Source organism: Streptomyces sp. NPDC047061 (assembly GCF_040643955.1).
Taxonomy (GTDB): domain Bacteria; phylum Actinomycetota; class Actinomycetes; order Streptomycetales; family Streptomycetaceae; genus Streptomyces.
Genome location: NZ_JBEYVI010000015.1, coordinates 17,966 through 40,895 on the forward strand (window position 1 = coordinate 17,966; position 22,930 = coordinate 40,895).

A 22,930-nucleotide genomic window follows, 5' to 3' on the forward strand; every position below is an offset into this window, starting at 1 on the left:
TTGTCAGTGGTGGGTGCCACACTCGCCGGTATGACGACCAACGACGTTCGGCTGCGGCCCGTACAGGACGACGACCTGGAAATCTTCCTCGCGTACGAGCATGACGCGGAGGCCGTCCGGCGGTCGAGGTTCACGCCCCGGCCGCGGGAGGCCTTTCTGCGGCACTGGAGAGAGCGGGTGCTCGGGAATCCGACCGGGCTGGTGCGCACCGTCGTGGCGGACGGGGAGGTCGCGGGGAACATCGTCGCCTGGTGGGAGGGCGAGCGCCGGTTCACCGGGTACTGGCTCGGGCGGGCCTACTGGGGGAGAGGCGTCGGCAGCCGTGCCCTCGCCCTCTTCCTCCAAGAGGAGACCGTACGGCCCCTGTTCGCCGACCTCTTCGCCGGGAACACCGCCTCCGTACGCCTCCTGGAGAAGAGTGGCTTCGTGCCGTACGACGACCCGCGGCACCCCGTGGACGAGGGGTTCGTGCTGCTGGTGCTGCGCGAGGGCGGCGCCGGGCACGCCGGCTGAATCCCCCGACGCGTGGCCGCCGACCCCGCTGGCCCCGACCCCGGTGGCCCGGTCACGACGTCGCGGCGGCGCGCGGATGGTCGCCCGTCGCCCCGTCGATCAGTTCCCGCACGATGTCCATGTGCCCGGCGTGCCGCGCCGTCTCCTCGATCATGTGGACGAGGACCCAGCGCAGGGAGACGGAGTGGTCCCGCCAGTCCGGGTGGCCGAGGGCCTCCAGCGGGCGTTCCGTGATCACCGTGTCGGCCGCGGCGCGGGCACGGCCGTAGAAGTCGACGATCTGGCGGGTCGTCTCATCGGGGTCGATGATCAGGTCGTCGTCGGTGCTCGGGTCGAACCACAGCGGCTCGACCTCGCCGCCGAAGCTCGCCACGAACCACGCGTACTCCACCGACGCCAGGTGCTTCACCAGCCCCAGCAGGTTCGTCCCCGACGGGGTCATCGGCCGGCGGAGCTGTTCGTCGTCGAGGCCCCGCAGCTTCCACAGGACCGCGTCCCGGTGCCGGTCCAGGCTCGCGTGCAGGGTTTCCTTCTCACCGGCGGTGTACATCTCATCGGTCTTCATGGCGGGCGAAATTAGCAGCGGGCACCGACAACCCGCTGCGATTATGCGGGCCATGACAGAGCAGCGGACGCACCGCACCTTCGAGGACCTCGTCGCCGAGGGTGCCGCCGTGCCGACCGAGGGGTGGGACTTCTCCTGGTTCCAGGGGCGGGCCACCGAGGCCCGCCCGTCCTGGAAGTACGCCCGTGCGGCCGGCCGGCGCCTGGCCCGCGCCGCGGCCGCGCTCGACATCCAGACCGGCGGCGGCGAGGTGTTCGACTTCGCCCTCGGCACGGCGGCCCCGGACCGGCCCCGGCTGCTCGCCGCCACCGAGGGCTGGCCGCCGAACGTCACGAAGGCGAGCGCCCTGCTGAGCGCGCGCGGTGCCGTGGTCGTCGCCGCACCCGAGGACGCCCCGCTGCCGTTCGCCGACGAGACCTTCGACCTGGTCCTCAGCCGGCACCCGGTGCGGGCCCACTGGGCCGAGATCGCGCGCGTGCTGTGCCCGGGCGGCACCTACTTCGCGCAGCACGTCGGGCCCGCCAGCGCCTTCGAACTCGTCGAGCTCTTCCTCGGCCCGCAGCCGGAGGCCGTACGGGCCGGCCGGCACCCCGGCGGCGAGCGCGCGGCGGCGGAGGCGGCCGGGCTGGAGGTCGTCGGGCTGCGGGCGGAGCGGCTGCGGATGGAGTTCCACGACATCGCGGCCGTCGTGCACTTCCTGCGGAAGGTCGTGTGGATGGTCCCGGGCTTCACGGTCGAGGAGTACGAGCCCCGACTCCGTGCCCTGCACCGGCGGATCGAGACCGAGGGCCCGTTCGTCGCACACAGCTCGCGGCATCTCTTCGACGCCCGCAAACCGGCGCGCCGGCCGTGATCCACCGGCCTTGCAATGCCAGGCGGCGAAGAATGGCCAAGAACCGCCGTCCGGGTTTCCGGGCGTCCGACCGGTCGTCAGGCAGGCCAAGCGATCGAGATGGGGCATGTCGTGACGTGCGGGATGGATGCGGGCAAACCGTGATCTAGCTCGTGGATCTATGCATAAGTGAACGCCGATCTCTCCCGTTCACCCTCTGTCTTCACGACGTTCTCACATCGTTACCCGTTTCGTTTCGTATCACCCGGTTGGCTCACGTAAGTTCAGACCAAGGCAATTCGCGTGAGCAAAGCTGCGCGGGCGGTACCGCGCAGAGGAGGGGGCTGCGCGGTGCCGTATCGCCCCACTCGCTCCCGTCAAGTCGCCGTTCGCACCCGGGGTAGCCCGTCGGGGGGACGGGCGCGCAACTCGCCGAGGCATCCCCAAGACGGCTCAAACCCTCTTGATCTCCCCGTAAGCGGCTACTTTTCCTGGGATTCCGCTGCGAATCGGCCAATCGGGACCCGCGAATCCAGCGTTTCAGCCCCGTCGGGGCGTCGTCGGACGACTCCGGAGAGTAGTTGATGCGCGCTGATGCGCGCAGCATCACTTACGAAGGGTTATGGTGGAAGCCCCCCCTCGGGCCGGTCCGTCTCCCCCCCACGGACCGGCCCGTTTTTTGTCCGCACTTCTCACCCGCTTTTCAAGGAGCCTCAGGGCCTCGCCCTGAAAGGGGCGCGGGGAACTGCGCGACCAGCCGCAACCGACCCGCGGTCGCGGGCCGACCGCAACCCCCACCCCCGTGGGCGCCGTCACCACCGCGCCGCCCCCAACTCCCCGCGGGGTAGGCTTCGGCGGGCGGACCCCCCGCATCCGAATCACGAGGGGCGGACTCAAGTGAACCTGCGCGACAAGCTGCGCGGCCTGCTCGTCAGGCTCTACGCGCGCCGGGTGGAAGGCCACCTGGACCACGCTCAGGTGCCCAAGCACATCGGCGTCATCATGGACGGCAACCGCCGCTGGGCGAAGGCCGCGGGATCCAGCACGGTGCACGGACACCGCGCCGGCGCCGAGAAGATCGAGGAGTTCCTCGGCTGGTGCTCCGAGACCGACGTCGAGGTCGTCACCCTCTGGCTGCTGTCCACGGACAACTTCGACCGCGCCAAGGAGGAACTGGTCCCCCTCCTCGGCATCATCGAGGACGTCGTCCGCACCCTCGCCGCCGACGGCCGCTGGCGCGTCCACCACGTCGGCACCCCCGATCTGCTGCCCTCCCCGATGCAGACCGCGCTGAAGGAGGCCGAGGAGGCCACCGCGCACGTCGACGGAATACTGGTGAACGTCGCCATCGGCTACGGCGGCCGCCAGGAGATCGCCGACGCGGTCCGCTCGATGATCGTGGACGCCCACGACAAGGGCGTCGCGATGGAGGACCTCGCCGACTCCGTCACCGTCGACGCGATCGGCCGTCACCTCTACACCGGCGACCAGCCCGACCCGGACCTGGTGATCCGCACCAGCGGCGAGCAGCGGCTGTCCGGATTCATGCTCTGGCAGACCGCCCACGCCGAGTACTACTTCTGCGAGGTCTTCTGGCCCGCGTTCCGCAAGGTCGACTTCCTGCGCGCCCTGCGGGACTACGCGGCCCGGCACCGCCGCTACGGCGGGTGACGTCTTCGTGACGGCGGACGTCAACGCGGCATACGACGCCCGCCACTGCCGCCACGCTGGATAACCCCGTCGTCACGCTGGATGACCCCACCCCGCCCATGAGGCGTAAATCACCCATATCGGGGCGCGAGTAACACGGAGTTCACTTTCCCGTCGTTGCGGACCGTGGCATGGTGGCGCATGTTCGAGGGCATAAGCCATGCAGGTCGATGTCCGAACCACGGGCATCGGTTCTCAGTGGGCGGCTCGGGGCCGCCCGCCCGGGAGGCCCTTTGCACCAGCCCGACCGTGCGGTCACGGCACGGAAGAAGCAGCGGGGGGCCGGTTTTCGGCCCGTGCAGGGCGGCCGTCAACCGGTCCAGTTCGCCTTCGTCGCTCCCCGACCTCATCCGAGGGGGTACGTCCTTCCGTGGTGACCAGCACAACGCGCCGCAAGTCCGACCGGCGCACCTATGTTCTCGACACCAGCGTCCTGCTGGCCGACCCGAACGCCATGACCCGCTTCGAGGAGCACGAGGTCGTGCTCCCGATCGTCGTGGTCACGGAACTCGAGGCCAAGCGGCACCATCCCGAACTCGGTTACTTCGCCAGGCAGGCGCTGCGCCTGCTCGACGACTACCGGGTCCGGCACGGCCGTCTGGACGCCCCGATCCCGATCGGGGAACTCGGTGGCACGATCCGTGTCGAGCTCAATCACTCGGACCCCAGCGTGCTGCCCAGCGGCTACCGCCTGGGGGACAACGACTCCCGCATCCTCGCGGTCGCCCGCAACCTGCAGGCCGAGGGATACGACGTCACCGTCGTCTCCAAGGACCTGCCGCTCAGGATCAAGGCCTCGTCGGTCGGCCTCCTCGCCGAGGAGTACCGCGCCGAACTCGCCATCACGGACTCCTCCGGCTGGACCGGAATGTCCGAACTGACCCTGTCCGGCGAGCAGGTGGACATCCTCTTCGAGGAAGGTCACGTGTACGTCCCGGAGGTCTCGGACCTCCCCGTGCACACCGGCCTGACCATCCAGTCGGAGCGCGGCAAGGCGCTCGGCCGGGTGACGGCCGAGGGCAACGTCCGTGTGGTGCGCGGCGACCGTGAGGCGTTCGGCATCAAGGGCCGCAGTGCCGAGCAGCGCATCGCGCTCGACCTGCTGCTCGACCCGGACGTCGGGATCGTGTCGATGGGCGGCCGGGCCGGCACCGGCAAGAGCGCGCTGGCGCTGTGCGCGGGTCTGGAGGCGGTCCTGGAGCGCCGTCAGCACCAGAAGGTGATGGTCTTCCGTCCGCTGTACGCGGTCGGCGGGCAGGAGCTGGGCTATCTGCCGGGCTCCGAGGCGGAGAAGATGAGCCCCTGGGCGCAGGCGGTCTTCGACACCCTCTCCGCGGTCACCAGCCGCGAGGTCATCGAAGAGGTCACCGCGCGCGGCATGCTCGAAGTCCTGCCGCTCACCCACATCCGCGGCCGCTCGCTGCACGACGCGTTCGTGATCGTGGACGAGGCGCAGTCGCTGGAACGGAACGTCCTGCTGACCGTTCTGTCCCGGATCGGCGCGAATTCACGGGTGGTTCTGACTCACGACGTGGCGCAAAGGGACAATCTGCGCGTCGGGCGTTACGACGGTGTGGTCGCCGTGGTGGAGAAGCTGAAGGGGCATCCGCTGTTCGCGCATGTCACCCTGACCCGGTCCGAGAGGTCCCAGATCGCCGCCCTTGTGACCGAAATGCTGGAGGACGGACACATCTGAGCCATCTGAGCCCTGTGTCCAACTTGGGCTGATTACCCATCCGTTGGCGCCGTCCGGCAAAGGCCCCGAGCCTAGCCGGGCGGCGCCTTCGCGTGTGTCGGTTTCCTGAAATCCCCTGGGAGAAACCGGATGTGAGCTTTCACACGCAACTCTGAATTGCCACCCGGCGTCGGGTTACGGCAGAGTCTCACTCCTGTCAGGCCCCGCATACGACACACCCGTACCCCCAGCGGTACGGAACAACAGAAGCATCACTGCTAATTCCATAGCGACGTCGTATGCCGCCCGAGCACCACGCGGCGCTCCCTCCCAGGAGTTGCCCACCGGGCCCGTGTCTCCCGTGACCCAGTAGTGAGGAGACCAGTGTCGGGGGCAAGATTGCGTCCGCCAGGGTCACCGAAGCGGGCGATGCTGGAAGGAAACCGTGTGAGCCGGATCTCGGTCCGGGGATTCGCAGTGGCCTCGGCCACCGCGGTCACCGCCGTCGGAAGCGTCGTGGGTGTGGCCTCGGGCAGTGTTGCCCAGCCGAACAACGACGCTGAGGCTACGGCAGCCGACACCACGCTCCTCGCGGATCTGCCCGCGGGTGAGCAGGCCCAGGTGCAGACCGCGTCCCTGACGCAGCAGGCCGACGCCGTGGCGATCCAGGCGGACGCGAGCGCCAAGAAGGACGCCGAGCAGGCCGCCCGGGTGGCCGCAGCCAAGACCGCCGAGGCCAAGAAGGCCGAGGCCGAGAAGGCGGCGAAGGAAGCCAAGGAGCGCGCCGAGGCGAAGGAAGCGGCCAGCCGGTCCTCCGCCAGCTTCCCGGTCCAGAGCTCGTACACCGTGGCGCAGATCCAGGCGATGGCTCAGCAGATGGTGGCCAGCGGCCAGTACCAGTGCTTCAGCAACATCGTGGACCACGAGTCCAGCTGGAACTACCGCGCGGTCAACGCCTCCTCCGGTGCCTACGGTCTCTTCCAGGCTCTGCCCGGCTCCAAGATGTCCTCCGTGGGCGCCGACTGGCAGACCAACCCGGCCACGCAGATCAAGTGGGGCCTCAACTACATGAACTCCCGGTACGGCAGCCCCTGTGAGGCCTGGTCGTTCTGGCAGGCGAACCACTGGTATTAGGCGTTCCGCCGGGTTCGGCCGACAATCGGCGCTGCTGTTCGGGGGTGTCCGCGGTTCATGGACATCTGCCGGCCGGTGGGGGCTTGTCGCGCAGTTCCCCGCGCCCCTGAAGGCATGAAAGAAGGGGCGCGCAGCAGCGAACCTCTCTCAACCTTCCGCAGCCCCTCCCCGTCCTAGGGGGAGGGGCTGTTGCCCTGTACGGTCGTTGCGGACGACTCCAGGGGGGAGTGGTGGGGAGAGGGCGGATCATGTCGCGCGTGCCTGGGTGGCTCGGCCGCATCGGTGCTGGACTGACCGAGATGGGCGAGCGGTTGGACGAGCGCCGGGCCGAGGTGGAGCGGGAGCACGCCGAGCCGGAGCCGCCCGCTCCGGTTGTGTCCGTTCCGGCGCCCGCCCCGGCCCCTGCCCCCACCCCGGCTCCGCAGGCCCCCGCGCCCGTCCGGAAGCCGGTGCCGCGTCCCGACCCGGTGACGGCTGTCCCGTGGGGGGTGCGCGTCGCCGCCGAGGTCGGCTGGCGGCTGTTGGTGCTGGCCGGCGCGGTCTGGATCCTGATGCGGGTCATCAGCTCCGTACAACTGGTCGTCTTCGCCTTCGTCGTCGCCCTGCTGATCACCGCCCTGCTCCAGCCCACGGTCGCCCGCCTGCGCCGCTACGGCGTCCCGCGCGGCCCCGCCACCGCGCTCACCGCCATCTCCGGCTTCGTGGTGATCGGCCTGATGGGCTGGTTCGTGACCTGGCAGGTCATGGAGAACATCGACACCCTCTCCGACCAGATCCAGAGCGGCATCGACGACCTGCGCAACTGGCTGCTGAAGAGCCCCTTCCACGTCACCGACAAACAGATCAACCAGATCGCCAAGAACCTCCGCGAGGCGATCGGCGCCAACACCGACGAGATCACCTCGTTCGGCCTGGAGGGCGTCCAGGTCATCGTGGAGGCCCTCACCGGCATCCTGCTGGTCTTCTTCTCGACGCTCTTCCTGCTGTACGACGGCGACCGCATCTGGCAGTGGTTCCTCAAGCTGGTCCCCGCTGCCGCCCGGGAGGGCGTGGCCGGGGCCGGCCCGCGCGCCTGGCGCACCCTCACCGCCTACGTCCGGGGCACGGTCCTCGTCGCCCTCATCGACGCCATCTTCATCGGCATCGGCATCTACTTCCTGCATGTCCCGATGGCCGTGCCGCTGGCCGTCTTCATCTTCCTGTTCTCGTTCATCCCGCTCGTGGGCGCCGTGGCCTCCGGCGCGCTGGCGGTGATCGTGGCCCTGGTCACCCAGGGCGTCGTCACCGCGGTGCTGACCCTGGCCGTCGTCCTCGCGGTCCAGCAGATCGAGGGCCACATCCTGCAGCCGTTCATCCTGGGCCGCGCGGTCCGCGTCCACCCCCTCGCCGTGGTCCTCTCGGTCACGGCCGGCAGCCTGGTGGCGGGTCTGGGCGGCGCGGTGGTGGCGGTGCCGCTGGTGGCGGTGACCAACACGGTGGTCAGCTATCTCCACCGGTACTCACAGGAACGCTACGGAGGCACCGACCCCGACGAGGACGACCAGTCCCCGGCACCGACAGACCCGACGCCCGCCGAAGACGACCAGCCCCCGAAACCGCCCCGTCCTGTGCCCGAAGACGGCGCTCAGCCGCACTCTCCAGCCCGCCCCGCGCCGGAGGACGTTGCTCAGCCACACTCTTCGGCCCGCCCCGTGCCCGAAGACGGCGCTCAGCCGCATTCTTCGGCCCGTCCCGCGCCCGACGACGCTGCCCAGCCGCATTCTTCGGCCCGCCCGGCGCCCGACGACGTTGCTCAGCCACAGACTTCAGCCCGTCCCGCGCCCGAAGGCGGTGCTTAGCCACAGACTTCAGCCCGTACTGTGCCCGAAGACGGCGCTCAGCCTCAGACTTCAGCCCGTCCGGCGTTTGAGGACGAGGCCGTTCAGGCCGAAGGGGGGTCTGGGGGCGCAGCCCCCAGGGGTGTGGAAGACCCCGCCTACGAGGGGTGAGCGGGGTCTCGGGAGCGCCGGTGTCTACTCCAGCTCGGCCAGGACGGCTTCGGCCTCCAGCGTGGAGCCCACCGCCTGCACCACCGACGCGATCTTGAACGCCTCCTGGACCACCTCACGGCCGACCCCGGCCTTGCGCAGCACCTGCTCGTGGGAGTCCAGGCACATCCCGCAGCCGTTGATCGCGGACACCGCGAACGACCACAGCTCGAAGTCGACCTTGTCGACCCCGGGGTTGCCGATGACGTTCATCCGCAGCCCCGCCCGCAGGGTGCCGTACTCGTGGTCGGAGAGCAGATGGCGGGTGCGGTAGAAGACGTTGTTCATCGCCATCACCGCGGCCGCGGCCTTCGCCGCCGTGTACGCCTCCGGCGACAGGTTCGCCTTCGCCTCCGGCGCCAGCTCGCGCAGCACGATCGGGGAGCGGGCGGCGACGGCGGTCGCCAGGACCGTGCCCCACAGCTGCTGTGCCGGCAGCTCCGAGTTGCCGATGACCGAACCCAGGTTGAGCTTCAGGTCCTTGGCGTAGTCCGGGACACGGGACTTGAGGGAGTCGAGGGACACGGGTCACTCACCCGCGAGGAGCGCGACCGCGTCCAGGGTGTCCTCGCCCTTGGTCCAGTTGCACGGGCAGAGCTCGTCGGTCTGCAGGGCATCCAGGACCCGCAGGACCTCCTTGGGGTTACGGCCCACCGAGCCCGCGGTCACCATGGAGAACTGGATCTCGTTGTTCTGGTCGACGACGAAGACGGCGCGCTTGGCGAAGCCGTCCTCGCCCTCGATGCCGAGGTCGCGCATCAGCTCGTGCCTGGAGTCGGCCATCATCGGGAACGGCAGCTCGCGCAGGTCGTCGTGGTCCTTGCGCCAGGCGTGGTGGACGAACTCGGAGTCACCGGAGAAGCCGAGGATCTGCGCGTCACGGTCGGCGAACTCCTCGTTCAGCTTGCCGAACGCGGCGATCTCGGTGGGGCACACGAAGGTGAAGTCCTTGGGCCACGCGAAGACCACCTTCCAACCCTGGTAGGTCTTGTGGGTGATCGTCTCGAACTCCCGGCCCTTCTCCAGCGAGACGCAGGCGGTCAGTTCGAACTCGGGGAACTTGTCACCGACAGTGAGCACACGCTCTCCTTGCAGCGCGGAGCGACCCCGGATCGCGGGGCCTGCTCCGATGGGTTGGACGCCGCCGATCGTGGCACAAGGTGCATTGATTCCTGAAATAGCTACACTCGGTCGAGTTGATCGGAGGTGGCTATTAGTGGCTCTGGGTAATCCCCTGGGGAACGGTGTCGGGGCCGGTGTCGGCGGTGCCGGGGGCAAGCGGCGGCAGCCCAGTCTCGCGCAGCTGCGCGCCTTCGCCGCCGTCGCCGAGCACCTGCACTTCCGGGACGCGGCGGCCGCGATAGGCATGAGCCAGCCCGCGCTGTCGGGGGCCGTCGCGGCCCTTGAGGAGACGCTCGGTGTCACGCTGCTCGAACGGACCACCCGCAAGGTGCTGCTGTCGCCCGCCGGCGCGCGGCTCGCCGTCCGGGCGAGGGCGGTGCTGGACGAGGTGCAGGCGCTGCTGGCGGAGGCCGAGGCGGTGCGGGCGCCGTTCACCGGCGCGCTGCGGCTCGGGGTGATCCCCACCGTCGCGCCGTATCTGCTGCCCACCGTCCTCGGACTGGTCCACGACCGCTATCCGGACCTCGACCTCCAGGTCCACGAGGAGCAGACCGCCAGCCTCCTGGACGGGCTCGCCGCCGGCCGCCTCGACCTGCTGCTGCTCGCGGTCCCCCTGGGCATCCCCGGGGTCGTCGAACTCCCGCTGTTCGACGAGGACTTCGTGCTCGTCACGCCGCTCGGGCATCCGCTCGGCGGCCGCACCGGCATCGCCCGCGAGGCGCTGAAGGAGCTGAACCTGCTGCTCCTGGACGAGGGACACTGCCTGCGCGACCAGGCCCTGGACATCTGCCGGGAGGCGGGGCGGAAGGATGTCGCGGTGACCACCACGGCCGCCGGGCTCGCCACCCTCGTCCAGCTGGTCGCCGGCGGGCTCGGCTGCACCCTGCTGCCGCACACCGCCGTCAAGGTCGAGACCAGCCGCAGCGAGCAGCTCCGCACCGGCTCCTTCGCGGAGCCCGCGCCGAGCCGCCGGGTCGCCCTCGCGATGCGCGCGGGGGCAGCGCGCGGCGCCGAGTACCGGGAGCTGGCGGCCGCGTTGCGCGAGGCGCTGCGGCCGCTGCCCGTCCGGGTCCTCGGCGCCGGTTCCTGACACCTGTCGTTCGGCCTATTCGGTGCGCAGCCCGTCCGGGCGCATCAGCCGCAGCAGCGGCGGCAGGCTCAGCAGGGTCACCGCCAGGACGACCGCCGCGCCGAAGCCGGTCATCGCCAGCACGCCCGGCCAGTCCACGCGCACCGTGGAGCCGACCATCCGCAGCAGCACCGTGCCCAGCGTCAGCCCCACCACGCCGGCCAGCACCAGGCCCAGCCCGACCGGGATGGCCGCCTGCCACAGCACCGACAGGCTCAGCGTGCGGCGCCGGGTGCCGAAGGCGACCAGGGCCGACAGCAGCTTCTTGCGCTCGCGCAACTGCTCCAGCTGGCCGACCAGCAGACTCGCGCCGATCAGCGCCAGGACGGCGGCCGCGCCCACGAACAGCCCGGTGCGGATGGACTCGAACTGGCCGTCCCGCTCGACCGAGGTCAGCGCCTCGGCGTGCATCAGCGGGTCGATCCGGACCGCCGTGTTGATCACGTACTCGTTGACGTCGCGCACCCCGGAGTCGGTGGACAGGTAGACCACGCCCTGCACCGCCGTGTCGGCGCCGGCCGGCAGCGCGCCCGGGGTGAGCAGGAGGCCGCCGCGCTTGTAGCCGGTGGGGTCCTCGCGGGTCTGCGCCTGCTTCAGCCCCGCCGGCACCTCCCAGCGGCTCGGGGAGCCCTCGGTGTCACCGGTGTAGGAGGGGTTGAGGTACAGCGTCCGGCCGTGCTTCTCCCCGGTCGCCAGCAGCTTCGCGGTCTCGGAGTCGCTGTCGGACCCCTTCAGCGCGAAGGCGTCGCCGTCGTGACAGGACGGCAGGGTGGCGATCTCCCGCAGCGAGGCGCAACTGCCCACGCTCACCTGGGCGGTCTGGCTCGGGTCCTTCTTCAGGTCGCCGGCCTGGCCGTCGGCGATCGACACCACCTTCCGCACCCCCTTGGTGGCGGTCATGGCCCGGGCGACCTCGGGCACCGAGACGCCGTCCGGAACCTGGATCGACATCTGGGCGCGGTTCAGGTCGTTGGCGGTCACCTTGGTGTAGTCCGCCTCGACACCGGCGAAGACCATCTGGAGCGCGATCGCCCCGGCCACCGCCACCGCGATGCCGTTGACCATGCGGGCCGCCGTACCGCTGCTCAACTGCAGCCGCCGGACGGCCAGTTGCCAGGCCACCGTGCCCCGGCCGAGCCGGCCCACGACCGTCTCCACGACCCACGGCAGCAGCGCCGTGACGCCGACCAGGAGGAGCAGGACGCCGCCGGTCACCAGGTACTGGTTGAAGTCGCCGTCGCCGCGGCCCTGACCGATCATCGGGTAGAGCGCCGCCAGACCGGCCACCGGGAGCAGCAGTCGCCACCACAGCCGGCGGCGGGCGGGCTTCGCCGTACGCACCACGCCGAGCGGCTCGATGACCACCCCGCGCAGCGTGAACAGGGTCACCAGCACGGCCGCCGCCGGGACGGTGACCGCCACCAGCGCGGCCAGCACGGGGGAGGGGTTGAGATAGCTCGGGAACACGCTGATGCCGAACACCTCGACGCTGCCCGCGAACTGGCGGCCGGCCAGGAAGAAGCCGACGCCGAGGACGAGTCCGAGCAGCGCGCCCGCCATCGCCTCGCCGGCCGCGATCCGCCGTACCATCCGGCCGTCGGAGCCGACCAGCCGCAGCGCGGCCAGCCGCCGGTCGCGGCGCTCGCCGCCGAAGCGGACGGCGGCCGCGACGAACACGGCGACCGGCATCAGCAGCACCACGAACACCACGAGGACGAGCAGGGTGAGGACCGGGTCGGACTCCTCGTCCGGGGACCGGGGGCTGCCGAAGTGGTCGATCCGGGCCACGTCCGGCGGGTGGATGTGGGCGGCGAGGTCGGCGGAGCCCGCGTAGTAGGCGAGCTCCTGCGAGCCGGTCAGCCCGCTCTCCGCGATGGTGGCGGTGATCCGGTACGGCAGCCGGGCCCGCAGGAGGGTCCCGTCGGGGGAGCCGAGCAGCCGCTTCAGCGCGGGCGAGACGGCCATCTCGCCGGGCGCCGGGTACGCGGTGAGCCCGGGCGGCACCGGCGCCTTCGCGCCCTCCCGCTGGACGATCCGGCCGCGGATGTCGTTGCCCCGGTAGGGGGTTTCGATGTCCGCGACGACGAACGTCTTCTCACCGGCCTTCATGGGCTTGCCGAAGACGTACGTGTAGTCCGCCCGTGCCACGTCGCGCTGGTGGCGCACGGCCAGTGCGCTCGGGATGGCCGTGGTGAGCAGCAGCAGCGCCACCCCGAGGCCCACGCCCACCGCCGTCATCGCGGCCCGGAACCAGCCCTCGCGTCCGCCCCCGAAGGCGAACCGGACCCCCATGGCCAGATCCCTGGACCACTGCCTGGCGTTCATACCGCCCGCTCCATGTCCCGGGACTTCCCGTCCCGTACGACGATCTCGCGGTCGGAGTACGCGGCCACCCGCGCCTCGTGCGTGACGAGGACGACGGCCGCGTTGGTGGAACGGGCGGCGTCCGTCAGCAGTTCCATCACCCGCTCGCCGTTGAGCGAGTCGAGCGCGCCGGTCGGCTCGTCCGCGAACAGCACCCGCGGCCCGGTCACCAGCGAGCGCGCCACCGCGACCCGCTGACCCTGCCCGCCGGAGACCTCGCCGGGCCGCTTCTTCGCGAGGTCGTCGACCTCCAGGCGCTGCATCCAGCCCAGCGCGGCCTTCTCGGCCTCCTTGCGGGAGGTGCCGTTCAGCCGCAGCGGCAGCGCGACGTTCTCCACGCAGGTCAGTTCGGGCACCAGCTGGCCGAACTGGAAGACGAACCCGAACTCGCTGCGCCGCAGCGCGCTGCGCTCGGCGTCGCTCATGGTGGCCATCTCCCGGCCGGCGTACATGATCGACCCGGCGTCGGGCGGCACGATCCCGGCGAGGCAGTGCAGCAGTGTCGACTTGCCGGACCCGGAGGGACCCATCACGGCGACGACCTCGCCCGGGTGTATGGAGAACCCGGCCCCGTCGAGGGCGAGGGTCGGGCCGTAGGCCTTGCGCAGCCCTTCGGCGGTGAGCAGCGAACCGGCCGGAGCAGCGGGGGCGTTCACTTGGCCACCTCCGCACGGAGCTTGTCGAGCCGGGCCGCGGTCAGCTCCAGCCAGCGCAGGTCCGCCTCCAGGTGGAAGAGCGCGTGGTCGCAGACGAGCTGGTCCGCGAGGTCGCCGTGGCGCTTGCGGTCGGTGAGGATGCGCATGCTGCGCAGGTGCTCGGAGCGCTGGCCGTCGAGGATCTCGCCGGCGTCGCGGTGCGTCAGCAGCGCCAGCACGACCTTGGTGTACAGGGTCGACTGGAGGTACTCGGCCGGCTTCTCCGGAGTCGCCAGCCACTGCTCGACGTCGGTGACCCCGGCGTCGGTGATGGCGTACCGCTTCCGCTCGGGTCCGCCGCCCGCCTCGATGCCGTCGACTTCCACGAGCCCGTTCTTCAGCAGCCGGGACATCGTCGAGTAGACCTGGCCGTAGTGCAGCGGCCGGTCGTGACCGAACTTCTCGTCGAAGGCCCGCTTCAGGTCGTAACCGTGGCGCGGGCCGGACTCCAGGAGCCCCAAAAGGGTGTGACCGATGGACATGACGAGGACTCTACACACGGTGTATACGCCGCATGTATACGCGGAGTGTGTAGATCATGGCGGGGCGTGCGAACGCGCACGTGGGAGCCGTTTGTCACGGTTGTGCGACAGCGCGGTGTCACAGCGGCGCGGGTCTGTCTCGTCTCCGGTCCGGGAGTCGGTCCACGGCTCCGGAACGGACCGGGAAGGTGATGACCGTGCGGGTCTTCGTGGCAGGTGGCAGTGGGGTTCTGGGACGGCGGCTGGTGCCGCGGCTGGTGGCGCGGGGGCACCGCGTGACGGCCACGACGACGAGCGCGGCCAAGCTGGGACTGCTGAGGGAACTGGGCGCGGACGGAGTCGTCATGGACGGCCTGGACGCCCTCTCGGTCGGCGCGGCGGTGGCCGGGGCCCGCCCGGACGTGATCGTCCATCAGCTGACCGCGATCTCCCCGGCGCACGCCGGCAAGCCGGACATCCGGCACCCCGACCGCTGGTTCGCCCTCACCAACCGGCTGCGCACCGAGGGTACGGACCATCTGCTCGCCGCCGCCGAGGCGACCGGCGTCCCCCATGTCGTCGCGCAGAGCCACGGCAGCTGGAACGGCGTCCGCGCGGGCGGCTGGGTGAAGACGGAGGAGGACCCGCTGGACCTGATGCCGGCAACGCCCGCGCACGGCGGCATGCTGGCCCTGCGCCACCTGGAGGACGCGGTGCTCGGCGCCGGGGGCGCGGCCCTGCGCTACGGCGCGTTCTACGGCCCCGGCGCCATCGACGACCAGGTGGAGCTGGTCCGCAGGCGCCTGTACCCCCTGGTCGGCCGCGCCACCGGCCACAGCAGCTGGATCCACCTCGACGACGCGGCGAGCGCCACCGTGCTGGCCGTCGAACAGAAGGCGCGGGGCGTCTTCAACATCGTCGACGACGAACCGGCGCCGGCCGCCGAGTGGCTGCCGTACCTGGCGGAGTGCGCCGGGGCGAGGCGCCCGCTGCGGGTGCCGGTGTGGCTGGCCCGCCTCGTGGCCGGCGAACAGGCGGTCGTCGTCATGACCCAGGGCCGCGGCTTCTCCAACGCCAAGGCCAAGCGCGAGCTGGGCTGGGAGCCGCGCTACCCCTCCTGGCGGCAGGGGTTCAAGGAGGAGCTGGCGTGAGCTCCGGCGGAGTCGGGGTGGGCCCGGAGGCGGAGTACGTCGGCACGTGGTCGCCCGAGCCGCTGCCGGCCCCCGCCCGCTGAGGCGCGCGGCCGCCCGGGGTCCTGCGCTCCGAGGAGGGCCCGCGGGTGCCGCCCTGACCAGGCATCGGGTGCGGGGACGGGGCCCTCCGGAAGCGCAATCCCGGCCGGCTTTGTGTGATCGAAGTGATATCACTCGGCAGTGTCGCGCAACCCTCGGCCTGCTCCGCTCGTCGGTTCCGTTGGGTGGGGGTGCTGATTGTCACGTCCGAAAAAGGGCAGATCGCGCGTCCTTTGTCATAGCGAGCGGTGTTAGTTTTCTGGACTGACCTGAGCCACGTACTTGTGTGACACCCGTACACACGTGTGACAGCCGAGACGAAGCGGAGCAGACGGACTCATGGGACGAGCGGACGAGAGAAGAGCGCGACAGCGTGGCGGCCGCCGCGCCGCGCCGCGGAACCGCACGTCCGAGCAGGTCGAGCCCGAGATCACGGGGGAGGGCGGGACCACGACGGTGGTCGAGTCCCCGGCCGCCGAGGCGGCCGAGGGCGCCACCCGCGCCGAGCGCCGCCGGGCCGCCGCCAGGAAGCCGGGCAAGCCCGGTCCGCCCGGCAAGCCAGGTGCGCCGGGCAAGCCCGCCAAGGGCCGCATACGCAGGCTGTTCACCTGGAAGAAGATGCTCGGCGCGTTCTTCACCGTCTGTCTGCTGGGCATCGGCTCCTTCATCGCGCTGTACATGATGGTGAGCGTCCCCGAGGGCAACGCACTCGCGCAGACGCAGAGCAACGTCTACAAGTACAGCGACGGCTCGGTCCTGGCCCGCAAGGGCACCGTCAACCGCGAGATCGTGGACCTCTCCAAGGTCCCCAAGGAGGTCCAGCACACCTTCGTCGCGGCGGAGAACAAGACCTTCTACAACGACAACGGCATCGACCTCAAGGGCATGGCCCGCGGCCTCTACAACACGTTGCGGGGCCGCGGCGTCCAGGGCGGTTCGACGATCACCCAGCAGTACGTCAAGAACTACTACCTCGACCAGGACCAGACGGTCACGCGCAAGCTGAAGGAACTGGTCATCACCCTCAAGGTGGACCGCGAGAACTCCAAGGACGACATCCTCGCCGGTTACATCAACACCAGCTACTACGGCCGCGGCGCCTACGGCATCCAGGCGGCCGCCCAGGCCTATTACCGCGTCGACGCCGAGAAGCTCTCGGTCGAGCAGGGCGCCTACCTGGCTTCGCTGCTGCAGGCGCCGAGCCAGTACGACTGGGCGGTGGCGGGCCCCGTCGGCAGGAAGCTGGTGAAGAACCGCTGGAACTACACCCTGGACAACATGGTCGGCCAAGGCTGGCTGGACAAGTCCAAGCGTGACGCCATGACGTTCCCGATCCCCAAGGAGCCGAAGGCCGCGTCCGGTCTGGAGGGCCAGAAGGGCTACCTGGTCGACCTGGCCAACACCCAGCTGGAGAACCAGCTGATGAAGTCGCAGAACATCAGCCGGTCCGACGCCGAGGCCCTGGTGGTCGACCAGGGCTGGACGATCACCCTGAACATCGACCCGAAGAAGCAGACCAAGCTGGAGGCGGCCGTCAAGAGCCAGCTCACCAGCAAGCTCGACGGCAAGAAGCGCAAGGTCGACAAGAACGTCCAGGCCGGTGCCGTCTCCGTCGACCCCAAGACCGGCAAGATCGTCGCCCTCTACGGCGGCGTCGACTACTACAAGCACTACACGAACAACGCCACCCGCGCCGACTACCAGCCCGCGTCCACCTTCAAGCCGATCATCCTCGCCTCCGCCCTCGACCGGGACGCCAAGACGCAGGACGGCAAGGACATCAACGCCAACACGATCTACGACGGCACCAGCGGCCGTGCGGTCAAGGGCAGCGACATCGCCTTCTCGCCGCCGAACGAGGACGACGCGGACTACGGCAACATCACCGTGCAGACGGCGATGAACAAGTCCGTCAACTCGGTGTTCGCGCAGATGGGCGTCGACGTCGGCATGAAGAACGTGCTGCAGACCGCCGACGACCTCGGCCTGGACACCGAGAGCCTCCAGGCGGTGCCCGCGATGACCCTGGGCACCATGGGCGCGAGCCCGCTGGAGATGGCCTCGGCGTACGCCACCCTCGACAACCACGGCCAGAAGGTCACCCCGTCGATCCTCGCGTCCGCGGAGAAGACCGGCCGCAAGGTCGACCTGCCGGACCCGATCGGTGAACAGGTGATCAACCGTGAGGCGGCCGACCAGGTGACGTCGGTCCTGACCGGTGTGGTCGACGACGGTACGGCCAAGGTGTCGGTGGCCCAGAACCCGCTGCGCAGGGGTCAGCAGGTGGCCGGCAAGACGGGTACGTCCGACTACAACAGGTCGGCCTGGTTCACCGGTTACACGCCGGACCTGGTCACCTCGGTCGGGCTGTTCGGCGAGGACGCCAAGACCCACAACCAGGTCCCGCTGACCGGCGCCACGGGCCTGATCCCCGGCACCGGCCGTATCAACGGTGGCGGTTACCCGGCGCAGATCTGGGCGGCGTACACCTTCGGCGTCACGAAGAAGGCCAAGTTCGAGCTGGACACCAAGCTGGGCGCAGCCGTCAAGCCGTCCACGACGCCGACCCCCAGCCTCACCCCGTCCGAGACCCCGTCGGAAACCCCGAGCTCGACCCCGACGAAGTCGGCGACCCCGTCGCAGACACCGTCCCAGACGCCGAGCTCGACCCCGACGAAGTCCCCGACGCCGACGACCAGCGCCCCGTCCACCCCGGAGGAGACCCCGACGGACGGCACCACGGACAACCCGCTGGACCCGGCCGACCAGCAGTAGCGTTCGCCCCGCGTCCCGCTGCTTCGCAGGGCGCGGGGCTGAATCTGATATGCGGCTCCGCCGCGTGGGAGTGTCATGAATCAGGCTCTGGCTCACATCCGGTGGTAATGCATCGCGCCAATGGTTACTGACGGCAAGACGCGCAGTCCGGAGGGGCATACGAGGGGTTGTCAGGCTGGGTCCTCTCCCCCGGGACGCATCGACAGTGCCCGCCCGCGAGCCACGCATTCAGGGCCTGGACGAACGTGACGCACGGTTACCACCGAATGTGAGCCAGAGCCATGAATCAGGTGTGAGCCTCCACGAAGGAGTCACCTGATGGGAACGATGACGGATCACCTGATCGGGACGGGTAGCGGGGTGTCGCTGCCGGTGTCGGCGAGGCCGTCGAGGGTGCCGACGTGAAGTCGATGCCGGTATCCGCGAATGGTCTGCGCAGCGAGCTGCTGGAGGAACTGGCCGCGCTGGCCGCCGAGAGGACCGCTGAGGGCGGGCTGAGACTGATGGGCGAGGGCGGGATCCTGCCCGAACTGGCCCAGCACCTGATGCAGGCCGCCTTGGAGGCGGAGACGGACTTGCACCTGGCCGCGGAGGTCGGCCGGGTCGGCGGGCGCGGGTCGCGCTCAGGTGGCAACACGCGCAACGGCTGTCGGAGGAAGAAGGTGATGACGGAGGTCGGACCGGTGATCGTGCAGGTCCCCCGCGAGCGGCTGGGCACTCGCTCACCGCGAAGGGCCTCACGTCCGGCGAGATCGTCGCCCACCTCGCGGAGGTCTACGGTATGACGACGGCGAAGGAGACCGTCTCCACCATCACCGACAAAGCCTTGGAATCGATGGCGGAATGGTGCACCCGCCCCTTCGATCCAGGGTGGTTTCTATCGGCGGTTGCGAGTCCTGGAAAGAGTCCGTCCCGTGCCGAAGAAGTATTTCGAACTGCGTAGAGGTGGTCTGAGAGGCCCGGCCGCTGCCGGCCGGGCGGGCGTATCCGCCAGTGCAGGCTCGGTCTGGTGCATCCAGGTTTGGCGGACCGGCTCGTAGTAGTGATGAAACCCCTGTAATCGGGGTGGAGCGAAGGGGCCGGGTCGTTCGTGACTGTGTTTATTCGGTCAACTGGGGGTTCCCCGGGAGGATTCGTGTGAACGAGTCGAAAGCGCCGGGAAAGCCGTTCGACATTTCCAAGCAGTCCGCGGATGGATGGCGTACTGCGGTCACGTGCAGCGCTCGGCAGGCCCACTGCGCCGAATGCCCCTCACTGGCCATCACCCGGATGCCCTCGGACCGCTTTTTGGGGAGGCGGTGGCTTGGGGTGCCGGGCATCTGTCCGGTGCCGATCAGACTCTGGCGGCGCCAGATATGGATGGTCTGCTCGCTGATCCCGAGGAGCGTGGCCACCTCGGCGATCTTCCGGTCGGAGGCGACCAGATCGAGGATAAGGCGGCGGAACTCGGGTGGTGGCTGCGGGGCATAACGGGCCTCCGAAGGCAGACGAGTAGTCGATTCTCCGGTAACCCGACCCCATTGAACCCGGGGCATACCAGAACCTGCCCGCGTCGCAGCCCCCGACCCCTACGGAGTCCCCGACACCGGAAACCACGCCGACGGACGGCATCACCAACAACCCCCTGGACCCGGAGACTGCCAGTAGCGAATGTGCCAGAGGGAGCACCCGGTGAACTCCACCCAGTGCCCCCTGCGTTGGCTCTCTCAGTTGCGGTTCAGCTCAGCTCGTTCTGGCGGCGTAAATGATCAGTCGTACCAATAGACCCGGAGGGCATCGTCGTCGTAGGTGCCGATGTAGAACTCCGCCCGGTTGTTGTCGCCGTCGACGTACTTGCCGATGTCCCTGAAGATCCAGCATCCGGAGCCGTTGACCGCATCCACGAAGTCATCGGCGTTGTTCGGGTCGTACTCCCAAAGGTCGTAGGCATGCGATTTGGTGCTGGCGGTGGTAATGCAGGCCTCGAGGTCGCCACCAGTCGACAGTGCGTTGCCCGTCGTGCGTATGTAGTCAGAAGAGTTGCGGGGGAATTCCGTCACGCCTATGTAGTCCCAGCCCGAGCTGGCCTGGGCGGGCCCCCCGAAAAGCGAGAAAATGGCCCCCGCCGTTACCACGACCGTGGCCCTGGCAACGAAATTACGCAGATTCATCCGCCCCCCTTTTTTTATTATCCAGATCCATTGCGTCAGTGCGCGATGGCGAGGCTGTCACTGTAGTTCGGCTTGAGCTTCCGTGCACGCAAAATTTACCGGTGGACCACACAGGCACACAGGATGGCTCGCAGTTACCCGCCGCCATAAAGCCCTACGGCGCTACCGATTCAGCTCGAACCACACGACCTTCCCGGTGCTCAGCCGCGTCGCCCCCCACCGCCGGGCCAGCCGGTTCACCAGGTACAGTCCCCGGCCGCCCTCGTCCGTCGCCCGGGCCTGCCGCAGTCGCGGCAGCTGGGGCACGTCGTCGCCGACCTCGCACCGCAGCACATCCGTCCGCAGCAACCGCAACGTCACCGGCCGCGACGCGTACCGCACCGCGTTCGTGACGACCTCGCTGACCAGCAGCTCGACGGAGTCGGTCAGCTCTTCGAGGCCCCAGCGGGCCAGGGCCCGCCGCGCCAGCCGCCGGGCCCGCCCCGGCGCCGCGTCCTCCGGCTCCAGGAACCAGTACGCGACGTCGCTCGGCGCGATCCCGTCGAACCGGGCCGCGAGCAGGGCGATGTCGTCGTCGCGGTCACCCGGCCCGAGCATGTCGAGCACCTCGTCGCACAGCGCCTCAAGGGGCGGGGGATGGTCCGGTCCCGTCAACTGCGCCGTCGCGGCGAGCTTCTCGCGCAGCTGCTCTATGCCGGTCCACACGTCCCGCAGCCGGGACTCCACAAGGCCGTCGGTGTACAGGAGAAGCGTCGCCCCGGCCGGCGCGTCCAGCTCCACCGCCTCGAAGTCCACCCCGCCGACACCGATCGGCGCCCCCGCCGGCACCCGCAGCACCTCGGCGCGGCCGCCCAGGTGCAGCAGCACCGGCGGCGGATGCCCGGCGTTGGCGATGGTGATGCGATGCGAGACCGGGTCGTAGACGGCGTACAGGCAGGTCGCCATCCGGTCGCTGCCCAGCCGCTGGGCCTGCTCGTCCAGGTGGTGCAGGACCTCCTGCGGCGGCAGGTCGAGACCCGCCAGCGTCTGCGCGGTCGTCCGGAGCTGACCCATGATGGCCGCCGAGGTCATGGAGTGGCCCATGACGTCACCCACGACCAGCGCCACCCGGCTTCCGGGCAGCGGGATCGCGTCGTACCAGTCACCGCCCACCCGGGCCGTCTCGGCGGCCGGAAGGTAACGGGACGCCAGCCGCACGCCCGTGGCGCTCGGCAGGTTCTCCGGCAGCATGGTCCGCTGCAGCTCGTCGGCGATGTAGGCCTCCCGGCCGTACAGCACCGCCTTGTCGATGCCGAGCGCGCTGTGCGTGGCCAGCTGGGCGGCGACCAGCAGGTCGTCGGCCTCGAACGCCAGCCGCTCCGGGCGGCGCAGGAACAGGGCCGCGCCGATCACCCGGCGCCGGCCGCGCAGCGGGGCGAGGATCGCGTGCTGGGCACCGGGGACGAGCGATTCGTTTCCCCTCACCGAGGAGTTCGGGGAGGGCGGCACGGGCCGCGGGGGAGTCGGCGAAAACCGGTCGTACGCCCCGCAGCACCTCGTTCAACGCACCGCCCGGCCGTACCTCGCACAGCTCCGCGGTGAGCGCGGCCAGGCCGATGTCGGCCGGATCCGGCTCCGGGACGGGCAGCGGCGGAAAACCGTCGGAGTCCCGCTCCTCCGGGATCCGGTCGGTGCGGCGCAGCCGCAGCACCACCGGGCCGACGGGCCGCTCGTCGCCGACCGGCAGCGGGTCGCGCAGATAGACCAGGATCGCGTCCGAGAAGGTCGGTACGGTCGCCCGGCACAGCCCCATCACGATCTCGTCCAGGTCGATGCCCCGGGCGATCCGGCGGGTCGCGGCGCCCACGAAGCGCAGCCGGTCGCCGTCCCGCCGCATCGGCATCGGCCGGCCGGGCGGCAGCCCGCGTCCGCTACGGCGCTCCTGGGAGCCCACCGCCCGCTCCGGCTCGGCGCCGGGCTGCGGCGGGATGCCCTCCGGGGCGGGGCGCGGCCGGTGCGGATCGGGCTCAGCGCTGGTGGGCTGGGCGTGCTCGGGGCCGTTGACGGAGTGCTCCTTGGGCGTGCTGGTACCGGGACCGGAGGGCGTCTCGCCCGCGCGGGCCTGCGCCGGTAAGGCGGTGCCGCCGCGCGGGCAGGGCTGCGGTTGTCCCTGTGTCTGCACCTGCGGCTGCGGGGAACGCAGGAGCGCCCCGCGGGCCTCCGCGGGGTCGGCGCCCGGCTGTGGGCGCTCGTAGGAGGTGGGGTGCTCCGTCACGCGTGTCGAATCCGTCCGTCCGGGGCTGCGCGCCGGGCGCGCAGGTGGTCCCGCCGAAGTGCCGATACCCGGATTAGGTGTCCCAGGAACGGAATTTCGGCGTGGCTGGAGGCTGTTCCTGTGCCACCGGCAAACGATCTGCGGCCCGCGCACCGCTCGCCGGTGTTGCCCTCGTACCCCTCGCTCACGTCCTGCCGCCCCTCGGTGACGTTCGGTCAAGCCCGGCGCATGCGCCGGGAGTTGTGCTCACGTTTCCTTGCGGAGGACGATCCTACGGTTGTGGACCGGGGGC

The 22,930-nt window shown here is 70.2% G+C and carries 17 protein-coding genes and 2 pseudogenes; 10 read left to right on the forward strand and 9 right to left on the reverse strand.

Going from position 1 to position 22,930, the window contains the following annotated elements:
* Window positions 1-30 precede the first annotated feature (30 nt).
* A complete protein-coding gene (locus ABZ887_RS22185; RefSeq protein WP_361292003.1) occupies window positions 31-513 on the forward strand; it encodes a GNAT family N-acetyltransferase in 483 nt (160 codons plus the stop codon).
* A 52-nt stretch (window positions 514-565) separates the two neighbouring features.
* Here the strand turns inward: ABZ887_RS22185 and ABZ887_RS22190 are convergent, their stop codons facing one another.
* Complete coding sequence (locus ABZ887_RS22190; protein ID WP_361292005.1) at window positions 566-1,078, reverse strand: DinB family protein; 513 nt, start codon at window positions 1,076-1,078, stop codon at window positions 566-568.
* 52 nt (window positions 1,079-1,130) lie between these two features.
* Between ABZ887_RS22190 and ABZ887_RS22195 the strand changes: the two genes are divergently transcribed.
* The 5 genes from ABZ887_RS22195 (at window position 1,131) to ABZ887_RS22215 (ending at window position 8,267) form a co-directional block, all read left to right on the forward strand.
* A complete protein-coding gene (locus tag ABZ887_RS22195) occupies window positions 1,131-1,931 on the forward strand; it encodes a methyltransferase domain-containing protein (protein ID WP_361292007.1) in 801 nt (266 codons plus the stop codon).
* Window positions 1,932-2,807: 876 nt separating this feature from the next.
* Window positions 2,808-3,581 (forward strand): isoprenyl transferase, encoded by a 774-nt coding sequence (locus ABZ887_RS22200; protein ID WP_361292009.1) that lies wholly within the window; start codon window positions 2,808-2,810, stop codon window positions 3,579-3,581.
* Between the two features lie 409 nt (window positions 3,582-3,990).
* Window positions 3,991-5,316, forward strand: a complete 1,326-nt coding sequence (locus ABZ887_RS22205; protein WP_361292011.1) for a PhoH family protein — start codon at window positions 3,991-3,993, stop codon at window positions 5,314-5,316.
* Between the two features lie 408 nt (window positions 5,317-5,724).
* Window positions 5,725-6,429: a transglycosylase SLT domain-containing protein gene (locus tag ABZ887_RS22210; protein ID WP_361292013.1), complete on the forward strand. Its 705-nt coding sequence runs from the start codon at window positions 5,725-5,727 to the stop codon at window positions 6,427-6,429.
* A gap of 248 nt (window positions 6,430-6,677) precedes the next feature.
* Window positions 6,678-8,267, forward strand: a complete 1,590-nt coding sequence (locus ABZ887_RS22215; protein WP_361292015.1) for an AI-2E family transporter — start codon at window positions 6,678-6,680, stop codon at window positions 8,265-8,267.
* Between the two features lie 174 nt (window positions 8,268-8,441).
* Here the strand turns inward: ABZ887_RS22215 and ABZ887_RS22220 are convergent, their stop codons facing one another.
* Together ABZ887_RS22220 and ABZ887_RS22225 are read right to left on the reverse strand one after the other, a co-directional pair.
* Window positions 8,442-8,981: an alkyl hydroperoxide reductase gene (locus tag ABZ887_RS22220; RefSeq protein ID WP_361292017.1), complete on the reverse strand. Its 540-nt coding sequence runs from the start codon at window positions 8,979-8,981 to the stop codon at window positions 8,442-8,444.
* Window positions 8,982-8,984: 3 nt separating this feature from the next.
* A complete protein-coding gene (locus ABZ887_RS22225) occupies window positions 8,985-9,536 on the reverse strand; it encodes a peroxiredoxin (RefSeq protein ID WP_361292019.1) in 552 nt (183 codons plus the stop codon).
* A 223-nt stretch (window positions 9,537-9,759) separates the two neighbouring features.
* On the opposite strand from ABZ887_RS22225, the gene ABZ887_RS22230 reads away from it, so the two are divergent.
* On the forward strand, window positions 9,760-10,668 hold the full coding sequence (locus tag ABZ887_RS22230) for a LysR substrate-binding domain-containing protein (RefSeq protein ID WP_361292303.1): 909 nt from the start codon (window positions 9,760-9,762) through the stop codon (window positions 10,666-10,668).
* Between the two features lie 15 nt (window positions 10,669-10,683).
* On the opposite strand, the gene ABZ887_RS22235 is transcribed toward ABZ887_RS22230, so the two are convergent.
* From ABZ887_RS22235 to ABZ887_RS22245, 3 genes are read right to left on the reverse strand one after another with little or no spacing between them, the layout of a single operon-like run.
* Window positions 10,684-13,032 (reverse strand): ABC transporter permease, encoded by a 2,349-nt coding sequence (locus ABZ887_RS22235; protein WP_361292021.1) that lies wholly within the window; start codon window positions 13,030-13,032, stop codon window positions 10,684-10,686.
* Window positions 13,029-13,727, reverse strand: a complete 699-nt coding sequence (locus ABZ887_RS22240; protein ID WP_361292023.1) for an ABC transporter ATP-binding protein — start codon at window positions 13,725-13,727, stop codon at window positions 13,029-13,031. Before ABZ887_RS22240 ends, ABZ887_RS22235 begins: the two co-directional genes overlap by 4 nt.
* The gene (locus ABZ887_RS22245; RefSeq protein WP_361292025.1) at window positions 13,724-14,248 is read right to left on the reverse strand and encodes a PadR family transcriptional regulator; all 525 of its coding nucleotides are present in this window, start codon (window positions 14,246-14,248) and stop codon (window positions 13,724-13,726) included. Before ABZ887_RS22245 ends, ABZ887_RS22240 begins: the two co-directional genes overlap by 4 nt.
* 191 nt (window positions 14,249-14,439) lie before the next feature.
* Here ABZ887_RS22245 and ABZ887_RS22250 point away from each other — a divergent pair, with 191 nt between their 5' ends.
* The 3 genes and pseudogenes from ABZ887_RS22250 to ABZ887_RS22260 all read left to right on the forward strand — a co-directional run bounded on the left by ABZ887_RS22250 (window position 14,440) and on the right by ABZ887_RS22260 (window position 19,177).
* Complete coding sequence (locus tag ABZ887_RS22250) at window positions 14,440-15,378, forward strand: NAD(P)-dependent oxidoreductase (RefSeq protein WP_361292027.1); 939 nt, start codon at window positions 14,440-14,442, stop codon at window positions 15,376-15,378.
* Between the two features lie 420 nt (window positions 15,379-15,798).
* Complete coding sequence (locus tag ABZ887_RS22255) at window positions 15,799-18,234, forward strand: transglycosylase domain-containing protein (protein ID WP_361292029.1); 2,436 nt, start codon at window positions 15,799-15,801, stop codon at window positions 18,232-18,234.
* A 545-nt stretch (window positions 18,235-18,779) separates the two neighbouring features.
* A pseudogene (locus ABZ887_RS22260) lies at window positions 18,780-19,177 on the forward strand (transposase).
* A 157-nt stretch (window positions 19,178-19,334) separates the two neighbouring features.
* Here the strand turns inward: ABZ887_RS22260 and ABZ887_RS22265 are convergent.
* The 3 genes and pseudogenes from ABZ887_RS22265 to ABZ887_RS22275 all read right to left on the reverse strand — a co-directional run bounded on the left by ABZ887_RS22265 (window position 19,335) and on the right by ABZ887_RS22275 (window position 22,638).
* On the reverse strand, window positions 19,335-19,769 hold the full coding sequence (locus tag ABZ887_RS22265) for a helix-turn-helix domain-containing protein (RefSeq protein WP_361292031.1): 435 nt from the start codon (window positions 19,767-19,769) through the stop codon (window positions 19,335-19,337).
* A gap of 213 nt (window positions 19,770-19,982) precedes the next feature.
* On the reverse strand, window positions 19,983-20,384 hold the full coding sequence (locus tag ABZ887_RS22270; RefSeq protein WP_361292033.1) for a hypothetical protein: 402 nt from the start codon (window positions 20,382-20,384) through the stop codon (window positions 19,983-19,985).
* Window positions 20,385-20,546: 162 nt separating this feature from the next.
* Window positions 20,547-22,638 (reverse strand): annotated as a pseudogene (locus ABZ887_RS22275) (SpoIIE family protein phosphatase).
* Window positions 22,639-22,930: the final 292 nt, after the last annotated feature.